The sequence below is a fragment of the Roseateles saccharophilus genome, from assembly GCF_004342485.1.
GTDB classification, from domain to species: domain Bacteria; phylum Pseudomonadota; class Gammaproteobacteria; order Burkholderiales; family Burkholderiaceae_C; genus Pelomonas; species Pelomonas saccharophila.
In genome coordinates this window covers 52257-73198 of record NZ_SMBU01000024.1, presented here as the reverse complement: position 1 = coordinate 73198, position 20942 = coordinate 52257, and the positions used below count along the sequence as shown (strand labels likewise).

Here is a 20942-nt window from a genome sequence, read left to right as displayed (position 1 = left end):
TGCCGGGATTGCCCACAATCCAGCGCATTCCCAACAGCCTCCGAGGAGACAAGCATGTTCAGCCATGTGATGGTCGGCAGCAACGACATCGAGCGCAGCAAGCGCTTCTACGACGCAGTGCTGGCCGTGCTCGGCGCGCCGGCGGGATTTCCCAACACGGGGCCGAAGGGCCATCAGCGCGTGTTCTATCGTCACGCCGGCAACAGCTTCGCAATCAGCCAGCCCATCAACGGCGAGCCGGCCTGCCATGCCAACGGCGGGACGGTCGGCTTCAAATGCGAGTCGCCCGAGCAGGTGAAGACCTTCCACGACGTGGCCGTGGCCCACGGCGGCCAGTCCATCGAAGAGCCGCCGGGCCTGCGCGAGAGCGCACTCGGCGCGATGCACCTGGCCTATGTGCGCGACCCCGACGGCAACAAGCTCTGCGCGCTGTACCGCGTGCCCAAGGCCTGATCCGGCCATGAAAAACGCCGCCCGAAGGCGGCGTCCGTGAGCAGGGCAGCGAGGTTCAGAACAAGGCCTTGAACTGCACACCGTAGGTGCGCGGGTCGTTGATGAAGCCCGTCAGGTTGTTGAAGTCGATGGCGCCGGTCACGCGGATCTGGTTGGTGATGTTGCGTGCGAAGCCCGCCACCTCGTACTTGCCGTTGCCCCACAGATAGCCCACGCGCAGGCCGCCTTCGGTGAGGGACTTGCCGGTGAACTCGGTGGCCTCGTACAGGAAGAAGTTGACCTTGGAGCGGTAGGCCCAGTCGGTGTAGACATAGACCTCGTCGCCGCTCGGCAGCGGGATGCTGTAGCGGGCGGTCAGGTTGACCGTGTACTTGGGCGCGTTGGGCAGCGGGTTGCCGTCCACCATCGCGTTGCCGTTGACGATGGGGTTCAGCACCGTCGGGTAGACCTTGGGCTGGCCGAACGCCGCGGTGTTGAGCGAGCCGCCCGGCGGCACGCCCAGCGCGGCGTCCTTGATCTTCGTGTTGTTCAGCGAGCCGCCGAAGGTGACCAGGAAGTCGGGCGTGATCAGCGCCTCGAGGTTCAGCTCGGCGCCGTTGCCGGTGGCCTTCTGGGCGTTGAGCAGGCGGGTGGCGTTGCTGCTGCCGCCGACGGCGGTGAGCTGCAGGTCCTTGACGGTGTAGGTGAACAGCGAGCCCGACAGGCGCAGCGTGCGCTTGAGCAGTTCGCTCTTGAAGCCGACCTCGTAGGAGTTGACCTCTTCCGGTCCGGCCTGCGACTGGCCGGCGAAGGCCGACGCGTTCTGCATCGACGACGCGCGGAAGCCATTGGCGTAGCGGGCGTAGAGGTTGGTGGTGTCGTCGAGCTTGTAGGTGGCCGACAGATCGCCGCTCCACTTGCCGTCGTTGGTGCTGGCCGAGGTGCCGGTGGAGGTGTTGAAGCCGCCGGTGCCGACGTGGGTGGTGGACAGGTCCTTCTTGTCCTTGGTGTAGCGCAGGCCGGCGCGCAGCTTGAGCTCGTTGCTGACGGCGTAGTTGATGGAGCCGAAGGCCGCCCAGGCCTTGTTGCTCTGGTCGGTGTAGATGTGGTCGACGTCGATGTGGGTCGTCGTGTTGTAGCTGATGTTGTCGATCGTGTACTTCTCGTCGAAGAGGTAGACGCCGGCCTGCCAGCTCAGGGGAGCCGTGGTGTTGGACTCCAGGCGCACTTCCTGGGTCAGCTGGCGGTGGCCGTTCACGCCGCTGCCGGTCTCGGACTGGAAGGGCACGCCGGCCTGGCCGGGCACGCCGCCGTCGATGTCGCCGCGCGACAGCGGCTTGACGTGCTCGTAGCCGGTGATCGAGTAGATGTTGAGCTCGGGCAGCGACCACTTCAGGCGCAGGCTGCCGCCGGCCTGCTTCAGGGTCTGCTGGTTGACGCCGTTGAAGGCGACCTGGTCGGTCTGGAAGCCGTCGGCCAGGTCGTTGGTGCCACGCTTGATCGCGTTGGCGCGGAACAGGCGCGGGCTGCCGTCCAGGTCGCGGAAGTGCAGGTTGGCAAGCGCGCTGAACTGCTTGTGCGGCTCGAACAGCACTTGCGCGCGCACGGCGCTGTCGCGGTAGCCCTCGGTCTTGGGCGTGGCAGCTCCCGTCGCGGTGTTGGTCACCCAGTCATCGCGGCGCTGGCTCTGCGCGGAGATGCGTGCGGCCCAGTCGCCCGTCAGCGGCAGGTTGGCGGCGCCCTCGATATTGACGGTGCCGTAGTTGCCCAGCGTCAGGCTGGCATAGCCGTCCTGCTTGTGGCTGGGCTTGACGGAGTCGAACTTGACGACGCCGGCCGGCGTGTTGCGGCCGAACAGCGTGCCCTGCGGGCCGGCAACCACTTCGACGGCGGCGGTGTCGAAGATGGGGAAGCCCTTCAGGATGGGGTTCTCCTGGATCACGTCGTCGACGATGACGCTGACCGGCTGCGAGGCGTTGAGGCGGAAGTCGGTGTTGCCGTAGCCGCGCAGGTAGAAGCGCGGGAAGGCGCGGCCGAAGCTGGATTCGATGTTCAGGCTGGGCACGCGGCCCGACAGGAAGCGCAGGTCCTGGCCGCCGGAGGCCAGCACGTCGAGCTTGTCGCCGCTGATCTTGCTGACGGCGTTGGGCACGTCCTGGATGTTCTCGGCGCGGCGCTCGGCCGTGATGACGACGGTTTCGAGCTGGCTGCGGTCCTTGGGCTGGGCCTCCTGGGCCAGGGCGGACAGGGCGGTGCTGAGAGCGAGAGCCAGGAGGCTGAGGCGCGGGGCATTCATCGGACGACGACTCCAAAAATGGAAACGGCCCCAACGGCAGGGCCAGCGGCGGCGATTGTGGGAGCGGCACCCCTGGCTGGCGGATGTCAGTTCGGGGGGTGTTGCGCAAGTCTGACGGACCAGTCAGCTTTCGGACGGGCGAGCTTGGTGCGCGCGCACCGGCGCCGGGACGGGCCGCATCAGAATGCGGCGCATGCAACGCCGCCCCCTCCTTCTTGCTGGCCTGGCGCTCGCGCCGCTGCCCGGCTTCTCCGCTGCCGCCGCCGGTCCCGACTTCGCCGCGCTCGAACGCCGCGTGCAGGGGCGGCTGGGCCTCTTCGCCATCGACACCGGCAGCGGCCGCACGCTGGCCCACCGGGCCGACGAGCGCTTCGCGACCTGCTCGACCTTCAAGATCCTGCTGGCCGCGCGCGTGGCCCAGGGCGTGGAGCGCGGGCGCTGGCAGTGGCGCGACGAGATCGCACTGCACAAGAGCGACCGGGTACCGTATTCGCCGGTTTTCGACCGGCTGCTGCCCAGGGGCAGCGCGACGCTGGCCGAGCTGGTGACGGGCATCCTCGTCGAGAGCGACAACCCCTGCGCCAACCTGCTGCTGCGCCACTGCTGCGACACGCCGGTGGGCTTCACGACGTGGCTGCGCGAGCAGGGCGACGAGGTCACGCGGCTGGACCGCCATGAGACCGAGCTCAACGAGAACTCGCCCGGCGACCCGCGCGACACCAGCACGCCGCGCGCGTTCGCGAAGACGCTGCAGCGTCTGCTGGTTGGCGAGGGCCTCGCGCGCGACAGCCAGGCACGCCTGCGGGCCGACCTGCAGGCCTCGCGCACCGGCCTGGCCCGGCTGCGCGCCGGCGTTCCCGAGGGCTGGCGCGTGCTCGACAAGACCGGCACGGGCAAGCGCGGCGCCATCAATGACGTGGCCCTGGTCTACCCGCCGGATGGCCGCGGACCCTGGGTCATCGCCGCGCTGCAGTCGGACTCGCGCGCAGCGACGGACGAGCTGTCCGAGGTGCATGCCGACGCGATGCGCCTGATCGTGAAGGCCTGGGCTTGAGGCCGTGATCGCGGTGGCGCAATCTGGAACAGGCCGGCGCCTGGCCTATCTGCGCTACCGGGGAGCCTACGGCCCGGCTTGTGGCCGGCTCCAGCGGGCCGAGACTCGGCGAGGGGCGTCATTCACAGCGGCGCGAACTCGCTGACCGTGCGGTCGCGCCCCGCCAGCTTGGCCCGGTAGAGCGCGCGGTCGGCCCGGTCGATGGCCAGGTGAAGGTCCTCGCCCGGCGCGCACTCGGCCACGCCCGCGGAGAAGGTGATGCGCAGGCCCGGCACGAGGCTGTCGAAGGACGTCACCGCCAGCGCCGCGCGCAGCCGATCGACCAGGGCGGCGGCCGTGTCGGCGCTGGCCTGGGGCGTGACGACGAGGAACTCCTCGCCACCCCAGCGCCCGGCGAAGTCCGTGCTGCGCAGGGCGGACTGCAGCGCCGTCGCGAAATGGCGCAGCACCGCGTCGCCGGCGGCGTGGCCGTGCAGGTCGTTGACGGCCTTGAAGTGGTCGATGTCGATCAGCACCAGGCTCATCGTCTGGCCGCTCTGGCGCTGGTTGAGCTGCTCGGCGGCCAGGCGCTCGCTGAGGTGGCGGCGGTTGCTGATGCGGGTCAGCTCGTCGTGATGGGCCAGGTACTGGATGCGCTCCAGTGCCGCATGCAGATCGGCCGTGCGCGCGCCCAGCTTGGCGCGCAGCCGCGCCATGTTGACCGACAGCACCGACACCGCCGTCATCAGGATGGCCGCGAAGCTGAAGTGCAGGGCCTCGACGGCCGGTGGAAAACGCACGGGGTCGGTGGCCGCGCCCCAGGCCATCGCCGCGCCCAGCGCCGCCAGCCCGAACAGGTAGAGCCCGAAGGCCTGGCGCTGCGACAGCACGAACATGCCCCAGACGAGGTTGAGCAGCATGATGGCGATGATGGCGCCGCGCAGTGCAGGGTCGATGGCATAGCCCCAGGCCGTGATCAGCACGCCGAAGACCGACTGCGGCAGCGTCAGCGACGGGTCGCCGCCGAGCTGCTGGCTCAGGCCCGTGCGCAGCAGCAGGTAGAAGGCCGTGATGCCCGCGAGGCTGAGGCCGCTGACCCAGGCGCCGGGGCCGGCCTGCATCAGGCCCAGGTGCACCTGCACGGCCACGTTCACGGCGAACAGGGCGTAGACGGCCAGCGCCAGCAGCGTCAGCTTGACCGCGCCGCGGCCCTGGCCGCGCCCGAGCAGCCAGTCCGCCCAGCGCACGGGGGCGGTTGACGGGCGGGGTGCGGGCTGAGGCACGGCGGCAGAGGGAAGCGGAAAGGGCGCAGGGAGGATAGCGGCCGGCGGGCCGCGATGGCGGGCGGTCACAGTTCGTTGCAGGGCGAAATGTCGAGGGGGCGATGCGGCCCACACTGGCCGCACCCCGTCAACGCGAGCACGTCATGCCCATCACCTGCTTCATCCGCTACGAACTGGACCCCTTCCAGCGCGAGGCCTTCCGCACCTATGCCGAGAACTGGAGCCGCATCATTCCCCGCCTCGGTGGCCGGCTGCTGGGCTACTGGCTGCCCTGGGAGGGCAGGAACGACGAGGCCTGGGGCCTGGTCGGCTTCGACTCCCTGGCCGACTACGAGACCTACCGCGCGCGGCTGAAGGCCGACCCGGAGGCACGCGCCAATTTCGAGTTCGCCCAGGCGCAGCGCTTCATCCGCCGCGAGGAGCGCACTTTCTGTGAGGATGTGCGCCCATGATCGCCGTCATCTTCGAAGTCGAGCCCACGGCCGAAGGCCGGCAGGCCTATCTGGACCATGCCGCCGCGTTGAAGCCGCTGCTGGAGCGCATGGACGGCTTCGTCTCGGTGGAGCGCTTCCAGAGCCTCAGCATGCCGGACAAGCTGCTGTCGCTGTCCTTCTGGCGCGACGAGGCGGCCGTGCGCGTCTGGCGCGAGATGGAACGCCACCGCGAGGCCCAGGCCGCGGGCCGCGGCGGGCTGTTCCGCGACTACCGGCTGCGCGTGACCCATGTCGTGCGCGACTACGGGCTCAACGAGCGCGAGCAGGTGCCGCAGTGAGCGCGGAGCCGCGCCTGGCCCGCATCGCCAGCGCCATCGCCGACCCGACGCGGGCACGCACGCTGGCCCGGCTGCTGGACGGTCGCCTGCACACGGCGGGCGAGCTGGCCACGCACGCGGGCGTCGGCGCGGCAACGATGTCCGCCCACCTGAAGCTGCTCGTCGACGAGGGCCTGGCGCGCGTGCGGCCGCAGGGGCGGCATCGCTATTTCGGCCTGGCCGACGGCGACGTGGCCCATGCGCTGGAGGCGCTGCTGCGCGTGGCGGACCGCCGCGACGGCGCCGACGAGCCTGCGCCCGACCTGAAGCGCTGGCAGCGGCCCGAGATGCGGGGTCTGCGCCATGCACGCAGCTGCTACGGCCACCTGGCCGGCGAGCTGGGTGTGCGCTGGCGGGAGGCCCTGCTGGCCAGGGGCTGGGTCAGGGCCGCGCCGGATGGCCGCTACGAACTGAGCGAAGAAGGCCGGGAAGGCCTGGCGGCGCTGATGCCAGCCGGCTTCGCGGCGACGGGCCGCGCGCTCTATGACTGCGTGGACTGGTCCGAACGCCGCGACCATTTCGCGGGACCGCTGGCGGTGGCATGGCTGGAGGCGATGGTGGACAAGGGCTGGCTGCGTCGCAGCGCCGCGTCGCGCGAGCTGGCGCTGACGCCCGTCGGCCGGCCGATGCTGGAAGGGCTCTAGGGATTCGCCTCGGTGCCGGCCGGCCGGGCCTGCCTAAGATCGGCCGGCCGCGCCCACACGATCGGCGCGGCGCCTGTCGAGCTTTCTCCCTGCAACCCTAGGAACGAGAGGTTTCCATGCTGCATTACCTGTGGATGTTCATCGTCGGCATCGTCGTTGGCGCGATCGCCCGCTTCATCATGCCGGGCTCCGAACATCTGGGCATCCTGATGACCGGCGTGCTGGGCATCGCGGGCTCCTTCGTCGGCGGCTTCATCGCGCGCCTGTTCAGCAAGCCGGCGGACGGCGCCCTCGTGCATCCGGCGGGCCTCATCCTGTCGGTCGTCGGTGCGCTGATCCTGCTCTATGCCTGGAATCATTTCGGGCACTGAGCCCTTGGCTTGCGCCTGAGCGCAGCCAAGGCGCTCAGGCCTGCTGGGCCGGCACGTTCCAGCGCCGCGTCACGTCGCCGCGGCTGTTCACGCTTTCTAGGTTGACAGCAAAGCCCCAGAGCCGGCCGACGTGCTTCAGCACTTCCTGTGCGCTGTCGTGCAGCGGGCGGTTCAGGTGCTGGACATGGCGCAGCGTGAGGGAGCGGTCGCCGCGCAGGTTCACGTTCCAGACCTGGATGTTGGGCTCGCGCGTGGACAGGTCGTACTGCCTCGAGAGCGCCTGGCGCAGGTGGCGGTAGCCGCCTTCGTCGTGGATGGCCGAGATCTCGTACTCGGCCTTGGTCTCGTCGTCGAGGATGGCGAAGAGGCGGAAGTCGCGCATGATCTTCGGGCTCAGGTACTGGCCGATGAAGCTCTCGTCCTTGAAGTTGCGCATCGCGTGGTCCAGCGTGGGCAGCCAGTCGCAGCCGGCGATGTCGGGGAACCAGGCGCGGTCTTCGTCGGTCGGGGCCTCGCAGATGCGCTTGATGTCGGTGTACATCGCAAAGCCCAGCGCATAGGGGTTGAGGTTGGCGCCCGGGTGCTGGTAGATGACGTTGGTGTGGGACTTGAGCCACTCGATCATCATGCCGTCCGACAGATAGCCGTCGTCGTACATCTGGTTGAGCAGGCGGTGGTGCCAGAAGGTGGCCCAGCCCTCGTTCATGACCTGGGTCTGGCGTTGCGGGTAGAAGTACTGCGCGATCTTGCGCACGATGCGCACGATTTCGCGCTGCCAGGGCTCCAGCAGCGGCGCGTTCTTCTCGATGAAGTAGAGGATGTTCTCCTGCGGCTCGTCGGGGAAGCGGCGGCTCTCGGCGGCTTCGTCGGGGCGGTCGGGCTTCTTGGGCAGCGTGCGCCAGAGGTCGTTGATCTGCAGCTGCGCGTGGTGCTCGCGGTCCTTCAGGCGCGCGCGCTCTTCGGCCAGCGACAGCTTGGCCGGGCGGCGGTAGCGGTCCACGCCATGGTTCATCAGCGCGTGGCAGCTGTCCAGCAGGGCCTCGACGGCGTCCAGGCCGTGGCGCTCCTCGCAGTCGGCGACGAAGTTCTTCGCGTAGACCAGGTAGTCGATGATGGAGGACGCGTCCGTCCACATGCGGAACAGGTAGTTGCCCTTGAAGAAGCTGTTGTGCCCGTAGCAGGCGTGGGCGATCACGAGGGCCTGCATGGCCAGCGTGTTCTCCTCCATCAGGTAGGCGATGCAGGGGTCGGAGTTGATGACGATCTCGTAGGCCAGGCCCATCTGGCCGCGCTTGTAGCTGCGCTCGGTGGCGATGAACTCCTTGCCATAGCTCCAGTGGCGGTAGTTCACCGGCATGCCGACCGAGGCGTAGGCGTCCATCATCTGCTCGGCGGTGATGACCTCGAGCTGGTTGGCATAGGTGTCCAGGCCGAAGCGCTCGGCCGTTTGCTTGATGACCTCGTGGTACTCGTCGATGAGCTCGAAGCTCCAGTCGTTGGGCGAGGGCAGGGGCTGGCTCGGGCGCTGCAGCAGCGGCTTCATGCGCTGCAGCGGCTGGCGCTGGCGGCGCTCGACCGTGCCACTGGGCGGCACCGCAGCGCGTTCGGGATGACGGCGGTCCTCCTTGCAGCTCATGTCGAAGCCCCTTCCTTCTTGAACAGCTCGCGGAAGACCGGGTAGATCTCGGAGGCCTCGACGGCCTTGCGCATCGCGAAGTGGCCGACCTCCTCGCTGAGCTTCTGGTATTCCTCCCAGAGGTTCTGCTCGGGTTCGGCGACCTGCACATAGGCGAAGTAGCGGCACAGCGGCAGGATCTTGGTCGCAAGCAGCTCGCGGCAGCGGCCGCTGTCGTGGTGCCAGTTGTCGCCGTCGCTGGCCTGGGCACCGTAGATGTTCCACTCGGTCGGCGAGTAGCGCTCGCGGATGATCTGCTCCATCAGCACGAGGGCGCTGGACACGACGGTGCCGCCGGTCTCCGTGGCGTGGAAGAAGTTCTGCTCGTCCACCTCCTGGGCCTGGGTGTGGTGGCGGATGAAGACGACGTCGATCTTCTCGTAGTGCCGCGTGAGGAAGAGGTAGAGCAGGATGAAGAAGCGCTTGGCCAGGTCCTTGCGGCCTTCGTCCATGGAGCCGGACACGTCCATCAGGCAGAACATCACGGCGCGCGTCGTCGGCACCGGGATGCGCACCCGGGCACGGAAGCGCAGGTCGATGGGATCGAGGAAGGGGATGGCCTCGATGCGCTGGCGCAGCAGTGCGATGCGCTCGCGCGTCTCGGCGAGCAGGCGCGGGGTCTCGGGGCGGTCTTCCTTCAGCAGCTCCTGCTCGCGGGCTTCGAGCTCGTGCAGTTCGCGCCTCTTGTCCATGCCCAGCGCGATGCGCCGGCCCAGGGCGCCGCGCATCGAGCGCACGACGTGCAGGTTGGTGGGCGTGCCGTCGGAGACGAAGCCGGCACGCTGGCTGCGCCATTCGGGCGTGTCGGCCAGCGAGGTGCGGGCGAGGTTGGGCAGGGCCAGGTCCTCGAAGAAGACCTGCATGAACTCTTCCTTGCTGAGGTGGAAGACGAAGTCGTCCTCACCCTCGCCCTGGTCGCTGGCCTGGCCACCGCCGCTGCCGCCGCCCTGGCCGCCCTTGGGCTTGGCGATGCGGTCGCCCTTCACATACTCCTGGTTGCCCGGCCGCACGACCTCGCGCACGCCGCCATCGCCGTGGCCGAAGACGGGCTCGCTGAGATCCTTCTTCGGGATGTGCACGTCCTCGCCGCGCTCCATGTCGCGGATGCCGCGGCCGTCCACCGCGCGCTTTACCGCCTCGCGGATCTGCTCCTTGTGGCGGCGCAGGAAGCGCTCGCGGTTGCCGATGGACTTGTTCTTGCCCGACAGCCGTCTATCGATGATCTGTTGAAGGGACATCGAGAGCCTGCTTTCTCAGCTGGACTTGCGCACCCTCAGATACCACTCGCACAGCAGCCGCACCTGCTTGGCCGTGTAGCCCTTGTCCACCATGCGCTGCACGAAGTTCTCGTGCTTCTTGGCGTCCTCGGCGCTGGCCTTGGCGTTGAAGCTGATGACGGGCAGCAGCTCCTCGGTGTTGGAGAACATCTTCTTCTCGATGACGGTGCGCAGCTTCTCGTAGCTGGTCCAGTTCGGGTTCTTGCCGTTGTTGTTGGCACGCGCCCGCAGCACGAAGTTGACGATCTCGTTGCGGAAGTCCTTGGGGTTGGAGATGCCCGCGGGCTTCTCGATCTTCTCGAGCTCGGCGTTCAGCGCCGAGCGGTCGAAGACCTCGCCGGTGTCGGTGTCGCGGTACTCCTGGTCCTGAATCCAGTAGTCGGCATAGATCACATAGCGGTCGAAGATGTTCTGGCCGTACTCGCTGTAGCTCTCCAGGTAGGCGGTCTGGATCTCCTTGCCGATGAACTCGGCATAGCGCGGCGACAGCTGCTCCTTGATGAAGCCGACGTACTTCTCCTCCAGCTCCTTCGGGAACTGCTCGCGCTCGATCTGCTGCTCCAGCACATACATCAGGTGCACCGGGTTGGCGGCCACTTCGGCGGGGTCGAAGTTGAAGACCTTGGACAGGATCTTGTAGGCGAAGCGCGTGCTGATGCCGCTCATGCCCTCGTCGATGCCGGCGTAGTCGCGGTACTCCTGGTAGCTCTTGGCGCGCGGGTCGGTGTCCTTCAGGTTCTCGCCGTCGTAGATCTGCATCTTGGAATACAGCGACGAGTTCTCGGGCTCCTTCAGGCGCGTCAGCACCGCGAACTGGCTCATCATCTTCAGCGTACCCGGGGCGCACTTGGCCTCGGCCAGCGACGAGCCGCGGATCAGCTTCTCGTAGATCTTGACCTCTTCGCTGACGCGCAGGCAGTAGGGCACCTTGACGATGTAGACGCGGTCGAGGAAGGCCTCGTTGTTCTTGTTGTTGCGGAAGGTCTTCCACTCGCTCTCGTTGCTGTGCGCCAGCACGATGCCGTCGAAGGGGATGGCGCCGAAGCCCTCGGTGCCCTTGTAGTTGCTCTCCTGCGTGGCGGTCAGCAGCGGGTGCAGCACCTTGATGGGCGCCTTGAACATCTCGACGAATTCCAGCAGGCCCTGGTTGGCCAGGCACAGGCCGCCCGAGTAGCTGTAGGCATCGGGGTCGTCCTGGGCATAGGTCTCGAGCTTGCGGATGTCGACCTTGCCGACCAGGCTGGAGATGTCCTGGTTGTTCTCGTCGCCCGGCTCGGTCTTGGCCACGCCGATCTGCTTGAGCACGCTGGGGTAGCGCTTCACGACCTTGAACTTGCGGATGTCGCCGCCGAACTCGTCCAGGCGCTTGACGGCCCAGGGCGACAGGATGCGGTTCAGGTAGCGGCGCGGGATGCCGTAGTCGCGCTCCAGCAGCGGGCCGTCCTCGACGAGGTCGAAGAGGCCGAGCGGGCTTTCGTTCACCGGCGAGCCGGCCAGCGAATAGAAGGGCACCTGCTCCATCAGGGTCTTCAGCCGCTCGGCGATCGAGCTCTTGCCGCCGCCGACGGGGCCCAGCAGGTAGAGGATCTGCTTCTTTTCCTCCAGGCCCTGCGCCGCGTGCCTGAAGTAGGACACCACCTGCTCGATGGCTTCTTCCAGGCCGTAGAACTCGGCGAAGGCCGGGTAGATCTTGATCGTCTTGTTGGCGAACAGGCGCGACAGCCGAGGGTCGTTGCGCGTGTCCAGCATCTGCGGCTCGCCGATGGCTTGCAGCATGCGCTCGGCGGCCGTCGCATAGGCCAGCGGGTTTCTCTTGCACTCCGCGAGGTAGTCCTCCAGCGAGAGCTCCTCGACCTTGCTGCGCTCGTAGCGCGCTGCGAAATGGCTGATGACGTCCATGCCGATCTCCTGCGGTTTGAACTCCACAGGGCGCGAGCACGATCCGTGCCCGAGCTGGCTGGGGGGTTCTGATCGCGCCTCAACTGCAAGGCGTCATCAGAATCTCCACTCGGCTTGTCGGCAGCCTGCTGCCGCCGACCATTTTGCAATCTGAAGAATAAGCTGCTGTCTGCCTGCCAACAAACGGACTCGACGTTCTTTCGTTGACAGGGTGCCAGATCAGCATACGCCCGCCTGCCAGGCAAGACCTGGCACTTTTCGGGCAAACCACACGAATACGGGGGCCTTGTGACCCCGTGCTGACAGGCCCCACGCGGGCCGCTAACGTGGTGGCTTCAGCTGGCGCCAGCGCCTCAGGCCGCGCCGCCGCGCAGCCGGTCGAGGATGCCCGACAGCGCGTCCAGCGAGTCGAAGTGGATGGCCAGCTCGCCGCTCTGGCCGCGCTTGCTGCGCTTCTTCACGCGCACTTCGACGGTGGCGCCGAGGGCGTCGGCCAGCTCCTCTTCCAGCCTCAGCACGTCGCGGCTCTTGTCGCTCTTCACGCGCAGCAGCGGTGCCTGGCGCGCGGCGCCCTGGGTCTTGGCGACCAGCTTCTCGGCCTCGCGCACGCTGAGCTTCCTGGCCGCGATCTCGCTGGCCGTCGTGATCTGCACGGCGCCCTCCAGCGGCAGCAGTGCGCGGGCGTGGCCCATGTCCAGGTCGCCGGCCATCAGCATGTTCTGCACCGGGCTGCTGAGGTTCAACAGCCGCAGCAGATTGCTGGCCGCGCTGCGCGAACGGCCCACAGCCTGGGCCGCCTGCTCGTGGGTCAGGCCGAACTCGTCGGTGAGGCGCTTCAGGCCCTGGGCTTCTTCCAGCGGATTCAGGTCTTCGCGCTGGATGTTCTCGATCAGCGCCATCGCGGCGGCGGACTCGTCCGGCACGGCCTTGACCAGCACCGGCACCTCGCGCAGGCCGGCCAGCCGTGCGGCGCGGAAGCGCCGCTCGCCGGCAATGATCTCGTACTGCGGCAGTATCGAATCGGTGGCAGCGGTGCCCGTCGCAGGGGAGGGCCCCTGCGACTTGTCGTTTCGGGCGGCTTGCCGACCTTGTTCGCCCAACGGGCGAACAAGGATCGGCTGCATGATGCCCTGGGCCTTGATGCTCTCCGCCAGCTCGTAGAGCGAACCCTCGTCCATGCGCGTGCGCGGCTGGTATTTGCCGGCCTGCAGCTGTTCGAGCTTCAGCGTGGTGGGCGTGCCGTCGCGTTCGGCGGCGGGGGTGTCGCTGACTTTGGGGCCGAGCAGGGCTTCGAGGCCGAGGCCGAGGCCTTTGGGTTTCTTGGTCGCCATGGGCGCGGATTGTCCTTCAGCGCCTGGCGAGGTCTTCCAGCAGCTGCCGGCCCTCGGGCCAGTCGCCCAGGCCGGACGCGGAGTTCAGGTGGCCGCGCGGGCCGGCCATGACGACCTGCGAGCCCCAGTCCTGGGCCATTTGCAGCGTGCGTTCGGCGGCGCCGTAGGGGTCGTCGCTGCTGATGACGGTGATGCTGGGGAAGGGCAGGCGCGGGCGGCGGATGGGCCGCCAGTTGTGCAGTTGCGGCGGCATGGCCTCGTGCTCGGTGTCGGGCGGGGCCACGAGCAGGGCGCCCTTCACGCGCGCGGTGTGCTGGGAGTGCTCGGCCCAGGCGGCCACCAGCTGGCAGCCCAGCGAATGGGCCACCAGCAGGGCCGGAGCGTCGTCCTGCAGCAGCGCCTCGTCCAGCCGGGCCATCCAGTCGCCGCGCTTGGGCCAGTCCCAGTCGTGCTGCTCCACGCGCTCGTCGCCATGCAGGCGTTCCCAGTGACTTTGCCAGTGGTCGGGGCCGGAGTTCTGCCAGCCGGGGAGAAGCAGTACGCGCTCTGATTTCATGGTTTGCCCTTGGGCAAGGCTGACCAAGTCCCTCGCGCGCAGCGCATCCCTGCTTTGAGCGGGCGGCTGCGGTTTGCGCCTTGCCGCTCGCCCAAACCAGGGCGCGCCGCATCGCGGGGACTTGCTCAGCCTTGCCTTATCCTTTCTAGTTCAATTCTCAGCGACTGGAGCAGCGGCGATGACGTTCAAGGTGTTTGTGGATGGCCAGGAGGGCACGACGGGCCTGCGGATTCACGACTACCTCGCGGCGCGGCACGACATCGAGGTGCTGAAGATCGCCGCCGACAAGCGCAAGGACCCGGCCGAGCGCGCCCGGCTGCTGAACGCGGCCGACGTGGCCTTCCTGTGCCTGCCCGACGCGGCCTCGCGCGAGGCCGCGGCCATGATCACCAACCCCAATACCTGCCTGATCGACGCCAGCACGGCCCACCGCACGGTGGCGGGCTGGACCTTCGGCCTGCCCGAGCTCGCCCGCGGCCAGCGCGAGGCCATCCGCCAGGCCAAGCGCATCGCCAATCCGGGCTGCCATGCCAGCGCCTTCATCCTGGCCGTGCGCCCGCTGGTGGACGCCGGCCTGCTGCCGCGTGAGGCGGCGGTCAGCGCCACCTCCATCACCGGCTATTCGGGCGGTGGCAAGAGCATGATCGCCGAGTACGAGCAGCAGCCGCTGCCCGCCCACCTGGCCGCGCCGCGGCCCTATGGCCTGGCGCTCAAGCACAAGCATCTGCCGGAGATGATGGCCCACACCGGCCTGGCCACGCCGCCGGTCTTCCTGCCGGTGGTGAGCAGCTTCTACAAGGGCCTGGCCGTCAGCGTTCCGCTGCACCTGAGCCAGCTCAAGGCCGGAGCTACGCCCGAGGCCGTGCAGGCCGCGCTGGCCGCCCATTACGCCGGCGAGCGCTTCATCAACGTGATGCCGCTGCGCGACGCGGCCACGCTGGAGGCCGGCTTCTTCGACGTGCAGGCCTGCAACGACACGAATCGCGTCGATCTGTTCGTGTTCGCTTCGGACAGCCAGGTGCTGCTGCTGTCGCGCTTGGACAACCTCGGCAAGGGCGCCAGCGGCGCGGCCGTGCAGAGCATGAACGTGCACCTGGGCGTCGAGGAAAGCCTGGGCCTGGTCTGAAGGTGAAACATGGCGTTGCGCGCGGGCGCGGCGTCGCGATACTGCGGTCCGTCTCGACGACATGAGGACCGTCCCGTGGGCAAGACCGGACTGCTGCCCGAGCATGAGCGCCTGCTCGAAGGCGTGCACATCGCCAGCGCCGGCAACGCGCTGGGCCTGCCGCTGGCCAGCGTGGACCTGCGCTCGCGCCAGAGCATGGCCCAGCAGGCGCTGCGCTGGACCTATGTGCTGCGTTCGCGCCAGCGCTGGGTGCGTGATGCCAAGGTGCGCGAGCAGCACCAGCTCGACGCCCGCGACACGCTGAGGACGCTGGGCCTGGGGGACGACGGGCTGCGGGCGCTGGGGCAGGCGCCGGCGCTGGTCGTGCGCGTGCCCTACCGCCACGAAGCGCTGTGCTGGGAGGGCCGCATCTTCCCGTGGGAATACGTGCTGGCCGCGGCCACGCGCGAGCAGCGCCGCGGCGCCACCGAGCGCCCCACGCCGCTGACCGTCATCCGCGAGCTGCAGTTGCAGCACGAGGTCGAGGGCGAGTGGTGGCCGGTGCCGCGCGAGGCCGTCGTCATGCCGGCGTGGCAGGCGCTGCGCGTGCTCTTCGTCAGCACCCTGCCGACCGAGCTGGGCGAGCGCTGGACGGTGGAGGCCGAGCTGAAGAACCTGGCCGCGGCCCTGCCGCCCGAGGTGCCGTCGCCGCGCGTGCTGAACTACCCGAGCCTGGACGAGCTGGTGGCCGAGCTGAAGGCCCGCCCGCCGCATCTGCTGCACTTTGCCGGCATGGACAGCCACCAGGGCCTGCGCGAGCTGGGCGCGCTGCTGGGCAAGGCGGCCCTGGTCGAAGCGCCCGAGTCGGATGAGGCCGGCGCACCCGGCCGCCAGCAGCTCATCGACGAGCTGCTGGCCGACTCGCGCCGACTGCCGGACGGCCTGCTGCTGCGCGGCTCGGCCGGCTACCCCCGCCTCGTGCATGCCCAGGCGCTGGCCCGCGCCGTGGCCGATGCCGTGGGCACCGCGCCGCCCTATCTGACGACGCTGAACGTATGGAACAGCGCCGCGCGCCTGGCGCCCATGCTGATCGCCGAAGGCGCGACGCGGGCGGCCCTGGGCTTCCAGGATGCCTTCGACGATTCGCTCGCGGAATACGCGCTGGTGCAGCTGCTGCGCCATCTGTTCGCGAGCGGCTTCGACCTGCCGGCCGCCTTCGGCCGCGCCTGGGAGGAGGTGCGCGCCCTGCCCGAATCGGTGGACGCGACCGGCGTGACGCTGTGGCTGGACGGCCCGGTCTTCGTCGACCCGGCCACGCGCGCCGCGCACGCGGCCGAGGGCAGGGCGCTCGCTGCGGCTGCCGCCGAGGTGGCGGCGCCGGCACCGGCCTCGCCCGAGGTGCGCTGCGCCATCGAGCCCTTCCCCGAGCTGAACTATGCGGTGCTGCACAACGCCCAGCCCCTGTTCAAGCGCTTCGTGCTGAGCTGCGATGCGCCGGCCGAGGCCGAGCCGCTGGATGTCGAGGTGGCCGTGCACATGGGCGACGAGGAGGCGCGCTTCGAGCGGCGCGTCGTCATGCAGCACGAGCGCGAGAACCTCACCAAGGACATCCATGTGCCGCTGACGGCCGACGTGGCCCGCGGCGTGCACGAGGCCATCAACACCAGCCTGCAGGTGCGCGTGAGCCAGGGCGGCAGGCTGCTCTACCACGACAGCCACCGCCTGCGCCTGCTGCCGGTGGACCAGTGGCGCGACAACCGCCGCGACGGCCAGTGGCTGCCCTCCTTCGTGCTGCCGCGCGACCCGGCCGTGGTGCGCGCGGTGTCGCAGTCGCAGCGCTACAACCGCGTGCTGCGCGACGACCCCACGGCCGGTTTCGAGGGCTACCAGTGCGTGCCCGATGGCGCGGTGGTGGCGGACGGCCGCATCGACGAGGAGCTGCTGCGCGGCGTGGACCGCCAGGTCGAGGCCATCTGGGCCACGCTGCTGCACGACTGGCAGCTGGGCTATGTGAATCCGCCGCCCAGCTACAGCCGCCAGCTGGACTCGCAGCGCCTGCGCATGCCCTCCACCGTGCTGGCCGACCGTGCCGGCACCTGCATCGATCTGGCCCTGCTGTTCGCGGCCTGCCTGGAGCTGGTGGACATCTACCCCGTCGTCTTCCTGCTCGAGGGCCATGCGCTGCCGGGCTGGTGGCGGCACCCGTCCTTCCGCGACGCCTATATGCAGATGACGGGCAGCTACAGCGGCGCCGTGCAGGCCGACGCCGGCGGCAGCTCGGCCGCCAATGCCCAGACCGTGCCCTGGCATGCCGGCCGCGCCAGCTGGGACGAGGTGAGGCAGCTGATCGCCGAACGCAAGCTCGTGCCCATCGAGACCGTGCGCCTGACCGAGCACTGCGGCTTCGTCGAGGCCATCGAGGCCGGCGTCGACGCGCTGAACGACCGCGCCGACTACGACTCCATGCTGGACATCATCACCGCGCGGCAGCGCCAGATCACGCCGCTGCCGCTGCTGAGGGACGCACCATGAGCGCCGCGCCGGGCCGCCCCAAGCAAGCTCGCTCCCGCTTGGCGGGAGTGAGCCCGGACATGGGATGCCCTGTGGGCATTCCATGCCTGGCGAACGCCTGGCCGCACTGTCGGCCAGGCAAGGCCGCAGGTCGAAGGGTGCACCAATGAACAGCATCGCGAGCCAGGCCCTGTGGGCCCAGGTGGGCGAGCAGCTCGACGTGTCTGCGCCCGCCGGCGACGCGATGCGTGCGCCCATCCAGCAGCGCCGCCGCCGCGGCTTCGACCCGCAGGCCGCCGATGGCCGCGCCGCCGTGCGCCTGGTGCGTGACGATGGCCTGCTGCGCTGGGTCTACGAGCCGCCGCTGCGCCAGCTCGGCAGCCAGGGCCGGCGCAGCTGGCGTAGCTTCGCGCCCGAGTCGCGTGAGACGGTGCAGCGCATCGCCTTCCCCGAATTGGGCGAGAACGCCGTGACGGCCGGCCTCGTCAGGCTGGACCGCCAGCTGAACCCCGTGCTGGCCGAGCTGGCCGCGCCGGCCGACGGCCTGCGCCGCTGGGACGGCCGGGCCTGGCTGCCCCTGCCGGCCGGCTTCCTGGCCGGGCTGAAGGGCCGTGTGCTGGTGCTGGTGCACGGCACCTTCAGCGCCAGTGCGATGTATGCCAAGGAGTTCACCGCGACGGCCGAGGGCGAGGCCCTGCTGCAGCGCCTGGCCGATGCGCGCGGCAGCTATGCGGCCGTGCTGGCCTTCGACCATCCGACGCTGTCCGTCGCGCCCTGGCTGAACGCGCTGGCCCTGCGCGACGCGCTGCAACCCTGTCCGGCCGAGTTCGACTTCGTCGGCCACAGCCGTGGCGGCCTGGTCATCTCCTGGCTGCTGCGCATGTCGCCGGGCCTGCGCGCCCGCCAGGCCCTGTTCGTCGGTGCGCCTCTGGCCGGCACCTCGCTGGCCGCGCCGGACAAGCTGCGCCAGGCCCTGGACACGCTGGCCAGCTTTGCCGACGCCGTGGCCGAGGCCGCCTCCAAGGCGCGCAAGGTCGCCCCGCCGGGCCTGGACACACTCGCCCTGGGGGTGGGCGGCCTGGCCTGCGTGCTGGGCAAGCTGCTGCAGCTGGGGGCCCGCACGCCACTGACCGACGCCGCCGTGGGCCTGGTGCCGGGACTGCTGGCGATGGGGCGGGTGGACAACAACCTCGAACTGGCCCAGCTCTACCCGCTGCCGGGCAGCACCGACGTGCGTGCCATCGGCGGCAGCTTCCAGCCCAGCGAAGTCAACGAGCCGCTGTGGAAGCTGTGGAAACGCGTGACCCACCTCAAGGGCCAGGCCATGTACTACGGCGCCGACCTGATCTTCGACCAGCCCAACGACCTGGTCGTCGACAGCGCGGCCATGAACCGACTGGGCAGCCTCACGCTGGCCGCGCCGCAGTGGGAGGACCTCGGCGTGAGCGCCGAGACGCATCACACCAACTACTTCCAGGACCTGCGGGTGCTGAACTGGCTGGACCGGCGACTGCGCTGAGTCCTTGCGGGAGACCTCATGTTCGATCACGTCAAGTTCGGCGTCAGCGACTTCGCCGCCAGCAAGGCCTTCTACGCCCAGGCCCTGGCGCCGCTCGGCGTCGCGGTGGGGGCCGAGGGGGAGCCGTCCTACGGCGTCGAGTTCGTCGTCAAGGACGAGGTCCCGTCGTTGATCCTGTTCCAGACCCGCGAGAAGCCGGCGCATCTGCACATCGCCTTCATCGCTCGCACGCGCGCTCAGGTGGATGCCTTCCATCGCGCGGCTCTGGCCGCCGGCGCCCGGGACAACGGTGCGCCGGGGCTGCGCCCGAAGTACCACGCCAACTACTACGCCGCCTTCGTCATCGACCCCGACGGGCACAACGTCGAGGCCGTCTGCCACGCACCAGGGGCCTGAGCGGGCAGGGCGCTTCGCGGCGCCGGCTGGCGTTTCGCGCCCCGCGCTGTCGATCCGTCGCAGGCCGCTCGCGCGGCGGCCGGGGGCGCCGCACAGTCAGGTCCATCGCAACCTCAGCAGAGACCTGCCATGACCGCCTCCCTTCCCGTCTGGCCCTTCGCCATCCTCGCCGGCCTCGTCGTGCTGGGCATCCGCCAGTCGCGCGACCGCGTCGTCGAGCCGGGCGCGATGGCGCGCATGGCCCTGGCGATGCTGGTCTTCTCGCTGTACGGCGTCACGACGGCATTCGGCACCGAGCCGCTGCCGATCGCGGCCTGGGCGGCGGGCTTTGCGGCTTCGATGTTCCTGGGCGCGCCGGTCCTGGCACCGCGCGGGCTGGCGCGTGAGGGTGACGCGGTGCGCGTGCCCGGCAGCTGGTTGCCGCTGGCGCTGATGGTGGGCATCTTCGTCGCCAAGTTCGCGCTCGGCTTTGCCGCGGGCGTCGGCGCCCATGTGGTGCAGCAGGCCTGGTTCGTCGCCGTCGTCAGCGCCGCCCTCGGCATGTTCAGCGGCGCCTTCGCGGCGCGGGCTATGGCGGTGCAGCGCTTCGTGCGTGCCAGGTGACCAGCACGGCCGCCAGCACGGCCATGCCTATCACCGTGCACACCGTCGCCGTCCATCCCAGCGACACGAACACCAGCCCGCAGAACCAGCCGAAGAAGCTCGACCCGGCGTAATAGAACAGGTTGTAGAGCGATGCCGCCTGGGAGCGGCCCCCGGTGGCCCGCTGGCCCACCCAGCCGGCGGCGATGGCATGGGCGGCGAAGAAGCCGGCGGTGAACAGCACCAGGCCGAGCACGAAGGCGGCCGTCAGCGTGCCCAGCATCAGCGCGGCGCCGCCGAGCATGATGGCGATGGAAGAGCACAGCACCTTGAGCCGCCCATGCCGCCGCACCCGGCCACCGGCCCAGCTGGCAGAAAAGGTGCCCGCGAGATACGAGAACAGCAGCAGTGAGATGGTGGTGGGCCTGAGCGAGAACGGCGGCGCTTCCAGGTGGAAGGTCATGTAGTTGTAGATGGCGACCAGCCCGCCCATCAGCAGGAAGCCCTGTGCGAACAGCACCAGCATGTCGGGGCGCAGGTTCAGCCGGATGGCGTCGATCAGGGGCAGGCGAGTCTGCGCATCGGGCTTGAAACCGCGTGCCTTGGGGATGCTCAGCATGAAGGCCAGCGTGGCCAGCGCGCCCAGGGCCGTGACGACGAGGATGGCGACTCGCCAGCCGAAGGCATCGGCCACCGGCACCGACAGCACGCGCCCGCTGAGTCCGCCCACCGTGGTGCCGGATACATAGATGGCCGCCGCCATGCCCGCCTGCGAGGGGTGTACCTCTTCGTTCAGGTAGGCGATGGCCGCCGCCGGCAGCCCGCCCAGCGCGAAGCCCTCCAGCGCCCGCAGCACCAGGATGCCCTCGAACCCGGGCCATGCCGTCACCGCGAAGCCGCACAGGGTGGCCACGACCAGCGAGGTCTTCATTGCCCGGACGCGCCCCATGCGGTCGGCCAGCCAGGACCAGGGCAGCACGCCCAGGGCCAGGCCTATCGTCGCCGCCGAGATCAGCAGCGCGGCCTGGTCGGGCCGCACGCCCAGGTTCTCGGCGATACGGGGCAGCACGCCCTGCGGCGAGTAGAGCTGGGCAAAGGTGGCGATGCCGGCACAGGTCAGCGCGGCGAGGATGAGGCGGTATTCCCGAGAGCCTTGGGTGTGGCCCTGCCAGGGGGCGTCGTCGTCGTTGGTCGGCATCGCTGCGGATTGTGGCTCTGGCC

19 protein-coding genes are annotated in these 20942 nt (G+C 69.4%); 11 read left to right on the top strand and 8 right to left on the bottom strand.

The genetic code is table 11. The annotated features are described in order from the left end of the window. Positions 1–54 precede the first annotated feature (54 nt). Positions 55–453: a VOC family protein gene (locus EV671_RS17950; protein ID WP_132574245.1), complete on the top strand. Its 399-nt coding sequence runs from the start codon at positions 55–57 to the stop codon at positions 451–453. 55 nt (positions 454–508) lie between these two features. On the opposite strand, the gene EV671_RS17945 is transcribed toward EV671_RS17950, so the two are convergent. Further along, complete coding sequence (locus EV671_RS17945) at positions 509–2728, bottom strand: TonB-dependent receptor (RefSeq protein WP_132574244.1); 2220 nt, start codon at positions 2726–2728, stop codon at positions 509–511. A gap of 193 nt (positions 2729–2921) precedes the next feature. On the opposite strand from EV671_RS17945, the gene bla reads away from it, so the two are divergent. Then, positions 2922–3782: a class A beta-lactamase gene (gene bla, locus EV671_RS17940; RefSeq protein ID WP_165917631.1), complete on the top strand. Its 861-nt coding sequence runs from the start codon at positions 2922–2924 to the stop codon at positions 3780–3782. Positions 3783–3904: 122 nt separating this feature from the next. Here bla and EV671_RS17935 read toward each other — a convergent pair whose 3' ends face one another. Continuing rightward, positions 3905–5044, bottom strand: a complete 1140-nt coding sequence (locus EV671_RS17935) for a GGDEF domain-containing protein (protein WP_132574240.1) — start codon at positions 5042–5044, stop codon at positions 3905–3907. Between the two features lie 143 nt (positions 5045–5187). On the opposite strand from EV671_RS17935, the gene EV671_RS17930 reads away from it, so the two are divergent. The 4 genes from EV671_RS17930 to EV671_RS17920 all read left to right on the top strand — a co-directional run bounded on the left by EV671_RS17930 (position 5188) and on the right by EV671_RS17920 (position 6870). Then, positions 5188–5496, top strand: coding sequence for an NIPSNAP family protein (locus EV671_RS17930; RefSeq protein ID WP_132574238.1), 309 nt, complete (start codon positions 5188–5190; stop codon positions 5494–5496). Next, positions 5493–5816 (top strand): antibiotic biosynthesis monooxygenase family protein, encoded by a 324-nt coding sequence (locus tag EV671_RS27510; RefSeq protein ID WP_243655789.1) that lies wholly within the window; start codon positions 5493–5495, stop codon positions 5814–5816. Before EV671_RS17930 ends, EV671_RS27510 begins: the two co-directional genes overlap by 4 nt. After that, complete coding sequence (locus EV671_RS17925; protein WP_243655788.1) at positions 5813–6499, top strand: ArsR/SmtB family transcription factor; 687 nt, start codon at positions 5813–5815, stop codon at positions 6497–6499. The genes EV671_RS27510 and EV671_RS17925 overlap by 4 nt, the downstream gene beginning before the upstream one ends. A gap of 116 nt (positions 6500–6615) precedes the next feature. Continuing rightward, the gene (locus EV671_RS17920; RefSeq protein WP_207911194.1) at positions 6616–6870 is read left to right on the top strand and encodes a GlsB/YeaQ/YmgE family stress response membrane protein; all 255 of its coding nucleotides are present in this window, start codon (positions 6616–6618) and stop codon (positions 6868–6870) included. A gap of 34 nt (positions 6871–6904) precedes the next feature. On the opposite strand, the gene EV671_RS17915 is transcribed toward EV671_RS17920, so the two are convergent. The 5 genes from EV671_RS17915 to EV671_RS17895 all read right to left on the bottom strand — a co-directional run bounded on the left by EV671_RS17915 (position 6905) and on the right by EV671_RS17895 (position 13608). Next, positions 6905–8413 (bottom strand): SpoVR family protein, encoded by a 1509-nt coding sequence (locus tag EV671_RS17915; protein WP_243655792.1) that lies wholly within the window; start codon positions 8411–8413, stop codon positions 6905–6907. A gap of 89 nt (positions 8414–8502) precedes the next feature. Continuing rightward, entirely contained in the window at positions 8503–9783 is a 1281-nt protein-coding gene (locus tag EV671_RS17910; protein ID WP_132574234.1) for a YeaH/YhbH family protein, read from the bottom strand. A 15-nt stretch (positions 9784–9798) separates the two neighbouring features. Then, positions 9799–11721, bottom strand: coding sequence for a PrkA family serine protein kinase (locus EV671_RS17905; protein ID WP_132574232.1), 1923 nt, complete (start codon positions 11719–11721; stop codon positions 9799–9801). Positions 11722–12074: 353 nt separating this feature from the next. Further along, on the bottom strand, positions 12075–13052 hold the full coding sequence (locus tag EV671_RS17900; RefSeq protein ID WP_132574230.1) for a ParB/RepB/Spo0J family partition protein: 978 nt from the start codon (positions 13050–13052) through the stop codon (positions 12075–12077). 16 nt (positions 13053–13068) lie between these two features. Then, a complete protein-coding gene (locus tag EV671_RS17895; protein ID WP_132574228.1) occupies positions 13069–13608 on the bottom strand; it encodes an RBBP9/YdeN family alpha/beta hydrolase in 540 nt (179 codons plus the stop codon). A 178-nt stretch (positions 13609–13786) separates the two neighbouring features. Here EV671_RS17895 and argC point away from each other — a divergent pair, with 178 nt between their 5' ends. The 5 genes from argC (at position 13787) to EV671_RS17870 (ending at position 19742) form a co-directional block, all read left to right on the top strand. Beyond that, complete coding sequence (gene argC, locus EV671_RS17890; protein WP_132574226.1) at positions 13787–14734, top strand: N-acetyl-gamma-glutamyl-phosphate reductase; 948 nt, start codon at positions 13787–13789, stop codon at positions 14732–14734. A gap of 75 nt (positions 14735–14809) precedes the next feature. Then, positions 14810–17245 carry a hypothetical protein gene (locus EV671_RS17885; RefSeq protein WP_132574224.1) on the top strand — a complete coding sequence of 812 codons (2436 nt, stop codon included), beginning with the start codon at positions 14810–14812 and terminating at the stop codon, positions 17243–17245. A 145-nt stretch (positions 17246–17390) separates the two neighbouring features. After that, positions 17391–18743 (top strand): esterase/lipase family protein, encoded by a 1353-nt coding sequence (locus tag EV671_RS17880; protein ID WP_132574222.1) that lies wholly within the window; start codon positions 17391–17393, stop codon positions 18741–18743. An 18-nt stretch (positions 18744–18761) separates the two neighbouring features. Then, positions 18762–19139 (top strand): VOC family protein, encoded by a 378-nt coding sequence (locus tag EV671_RS17875; RefSeq protein ID WP_132574220.1) that lies wholly within the window; start codon positions 18762–18764, stop codon positions 19137–19139. A 129-nt stretch (positions 19140–19268) separates the two neighbouring features. Continuing rightward, positions 19269–19742, top strand: a complete 474-nt coding sequence (locus EV671_RS17870; protein ID WP_132574218.1) for a DUF6622 family protein — start codon at positions 19269–19271, stop codon at positions 19740–19742. On the opposite strand, the gene EV671_RS17865 is transcribed toward EV671_RS17870, so the two are convergent. Then, complete coding sequence (locus EV671_RS17865; protein ID WP_132574216.1) at positions 19708–20919, bottom strand: MFS transporter; 1212 nt, start codon at positions 20917–20919, stop codon at positions 19708–19710. The genes EV671_RS17870 and EV671_RS17865 overlap by 35 nt on opposite strands. Positions 20920–20942: the final 23 nt, after the last annotated feature.

Coding starts and splice junctions, on each gene's coding strand:
- EV671_RS17950 (WP_132574245.1), top strand. CDS start 55: ATGTTCAGCCATGTGATGGTCGGCAGCAACGACATCGAGCGCAGCAAG.
- EV671_RS17945 (WP_132574244.1), bottom strand. CDS start 2,728: ATGAATGCCCCGCGCCTCAGCCTCCTGGCTCTCGCTCTCAGCACCGCC.
- bla (WP_165917631.1), top strand. CDS start 2,922: ATGCAACGCCGCCCCCTCCTTCTTGCTGGCCTGGCGCTCGCGCCGCTG.
- EV671_RS17930 (WP_132574238.1), top strand. CDS start 5,188: ATGCCCATCACCTGCTTCATCCGCTACGAACTGGACCCCTTCCAGCGC.
- EV671_RS27510 (WP_243655789.1), top strand. CDS start 5,493: ATGATCGCCGTCATCTTCGAAGTCGAGCCCACGGCCGAAGGCCGGCAG.
- EV671_RS17920 (WP_207911194.1), top strand. CDS start 6,616: ATGCTGCATTACCTGTGGATGTTCATCGTCGGCATCGTCGTTGGCGCG.
- EV671_RS17915 (WP_243655792.1), bottom strand. CDS start 8,413: ATGAAGCCGCTGCTGCAGCGCCCGAGCCAGCCCCTGCCCTCGCCCAAC.
- EV671_RS17910 (WP_132574234.1), bottom strand. CDS start 9,783: ATGTCCCTTCAACAGATCATCGATAGACGGCTGTCGGGCAAGAACAAG.
- EV671_RS17905 (WP_132574232.1), bottom strand. CDS start 11,721: ATGGACGTCATCAGCCATTTCGCAGCGCGCTACGAGCGCAGCAAGGTC.
- EV671_RS17900 (WP_132574230.1), bottom strand. CDS start 13,052: ATGGCGACCAAGAAACCCAAAGGCCTCGGCCTCGGCCTCGAAGCCCTG.
- EV671_RS17895 (WP_132574228.1), bottom strand. CDS start 13,608: ATGAAATCAGAGCGCGTACTGCTTCTCCCCGGCTGGCAGAACTCCGGC.
- argC (WP_132574226.1), top strand. CDS start 13,787: ATGACGTTCAAGGTGTTTGTGGATGGCCAGGAGGGCACGACGGGCCTG.
- EV671_RS17880 (WP_132574222.1), top strand. CDS start 17,391: ATGAACAGCATCGCGAGCCAGGCCCTGTGGGCCCAGGTGGGCGAGCAG.
- EV671_RS17875 (WP_132574220.1), top strand. CDS start 18,762: ATGTTCGATCACGTCAAGTTCGGCGTCAGCGACTTCGCCGCCAGCAAG.
- EV671_RS17870 (WP_132574218.1), top strand. CDS start 19,269: ATGACCGCCTCCCTTCCCGTCTGGCCCTTCGCCATCCTCGCCGGCCTC.
- EV671_RS17865 (WP_132574216.1), bottom strand. CDS start 20,919: ATGCCGACCAACGACGACGACGCCCCCTGGCAGGGCCACACCCAAGGC.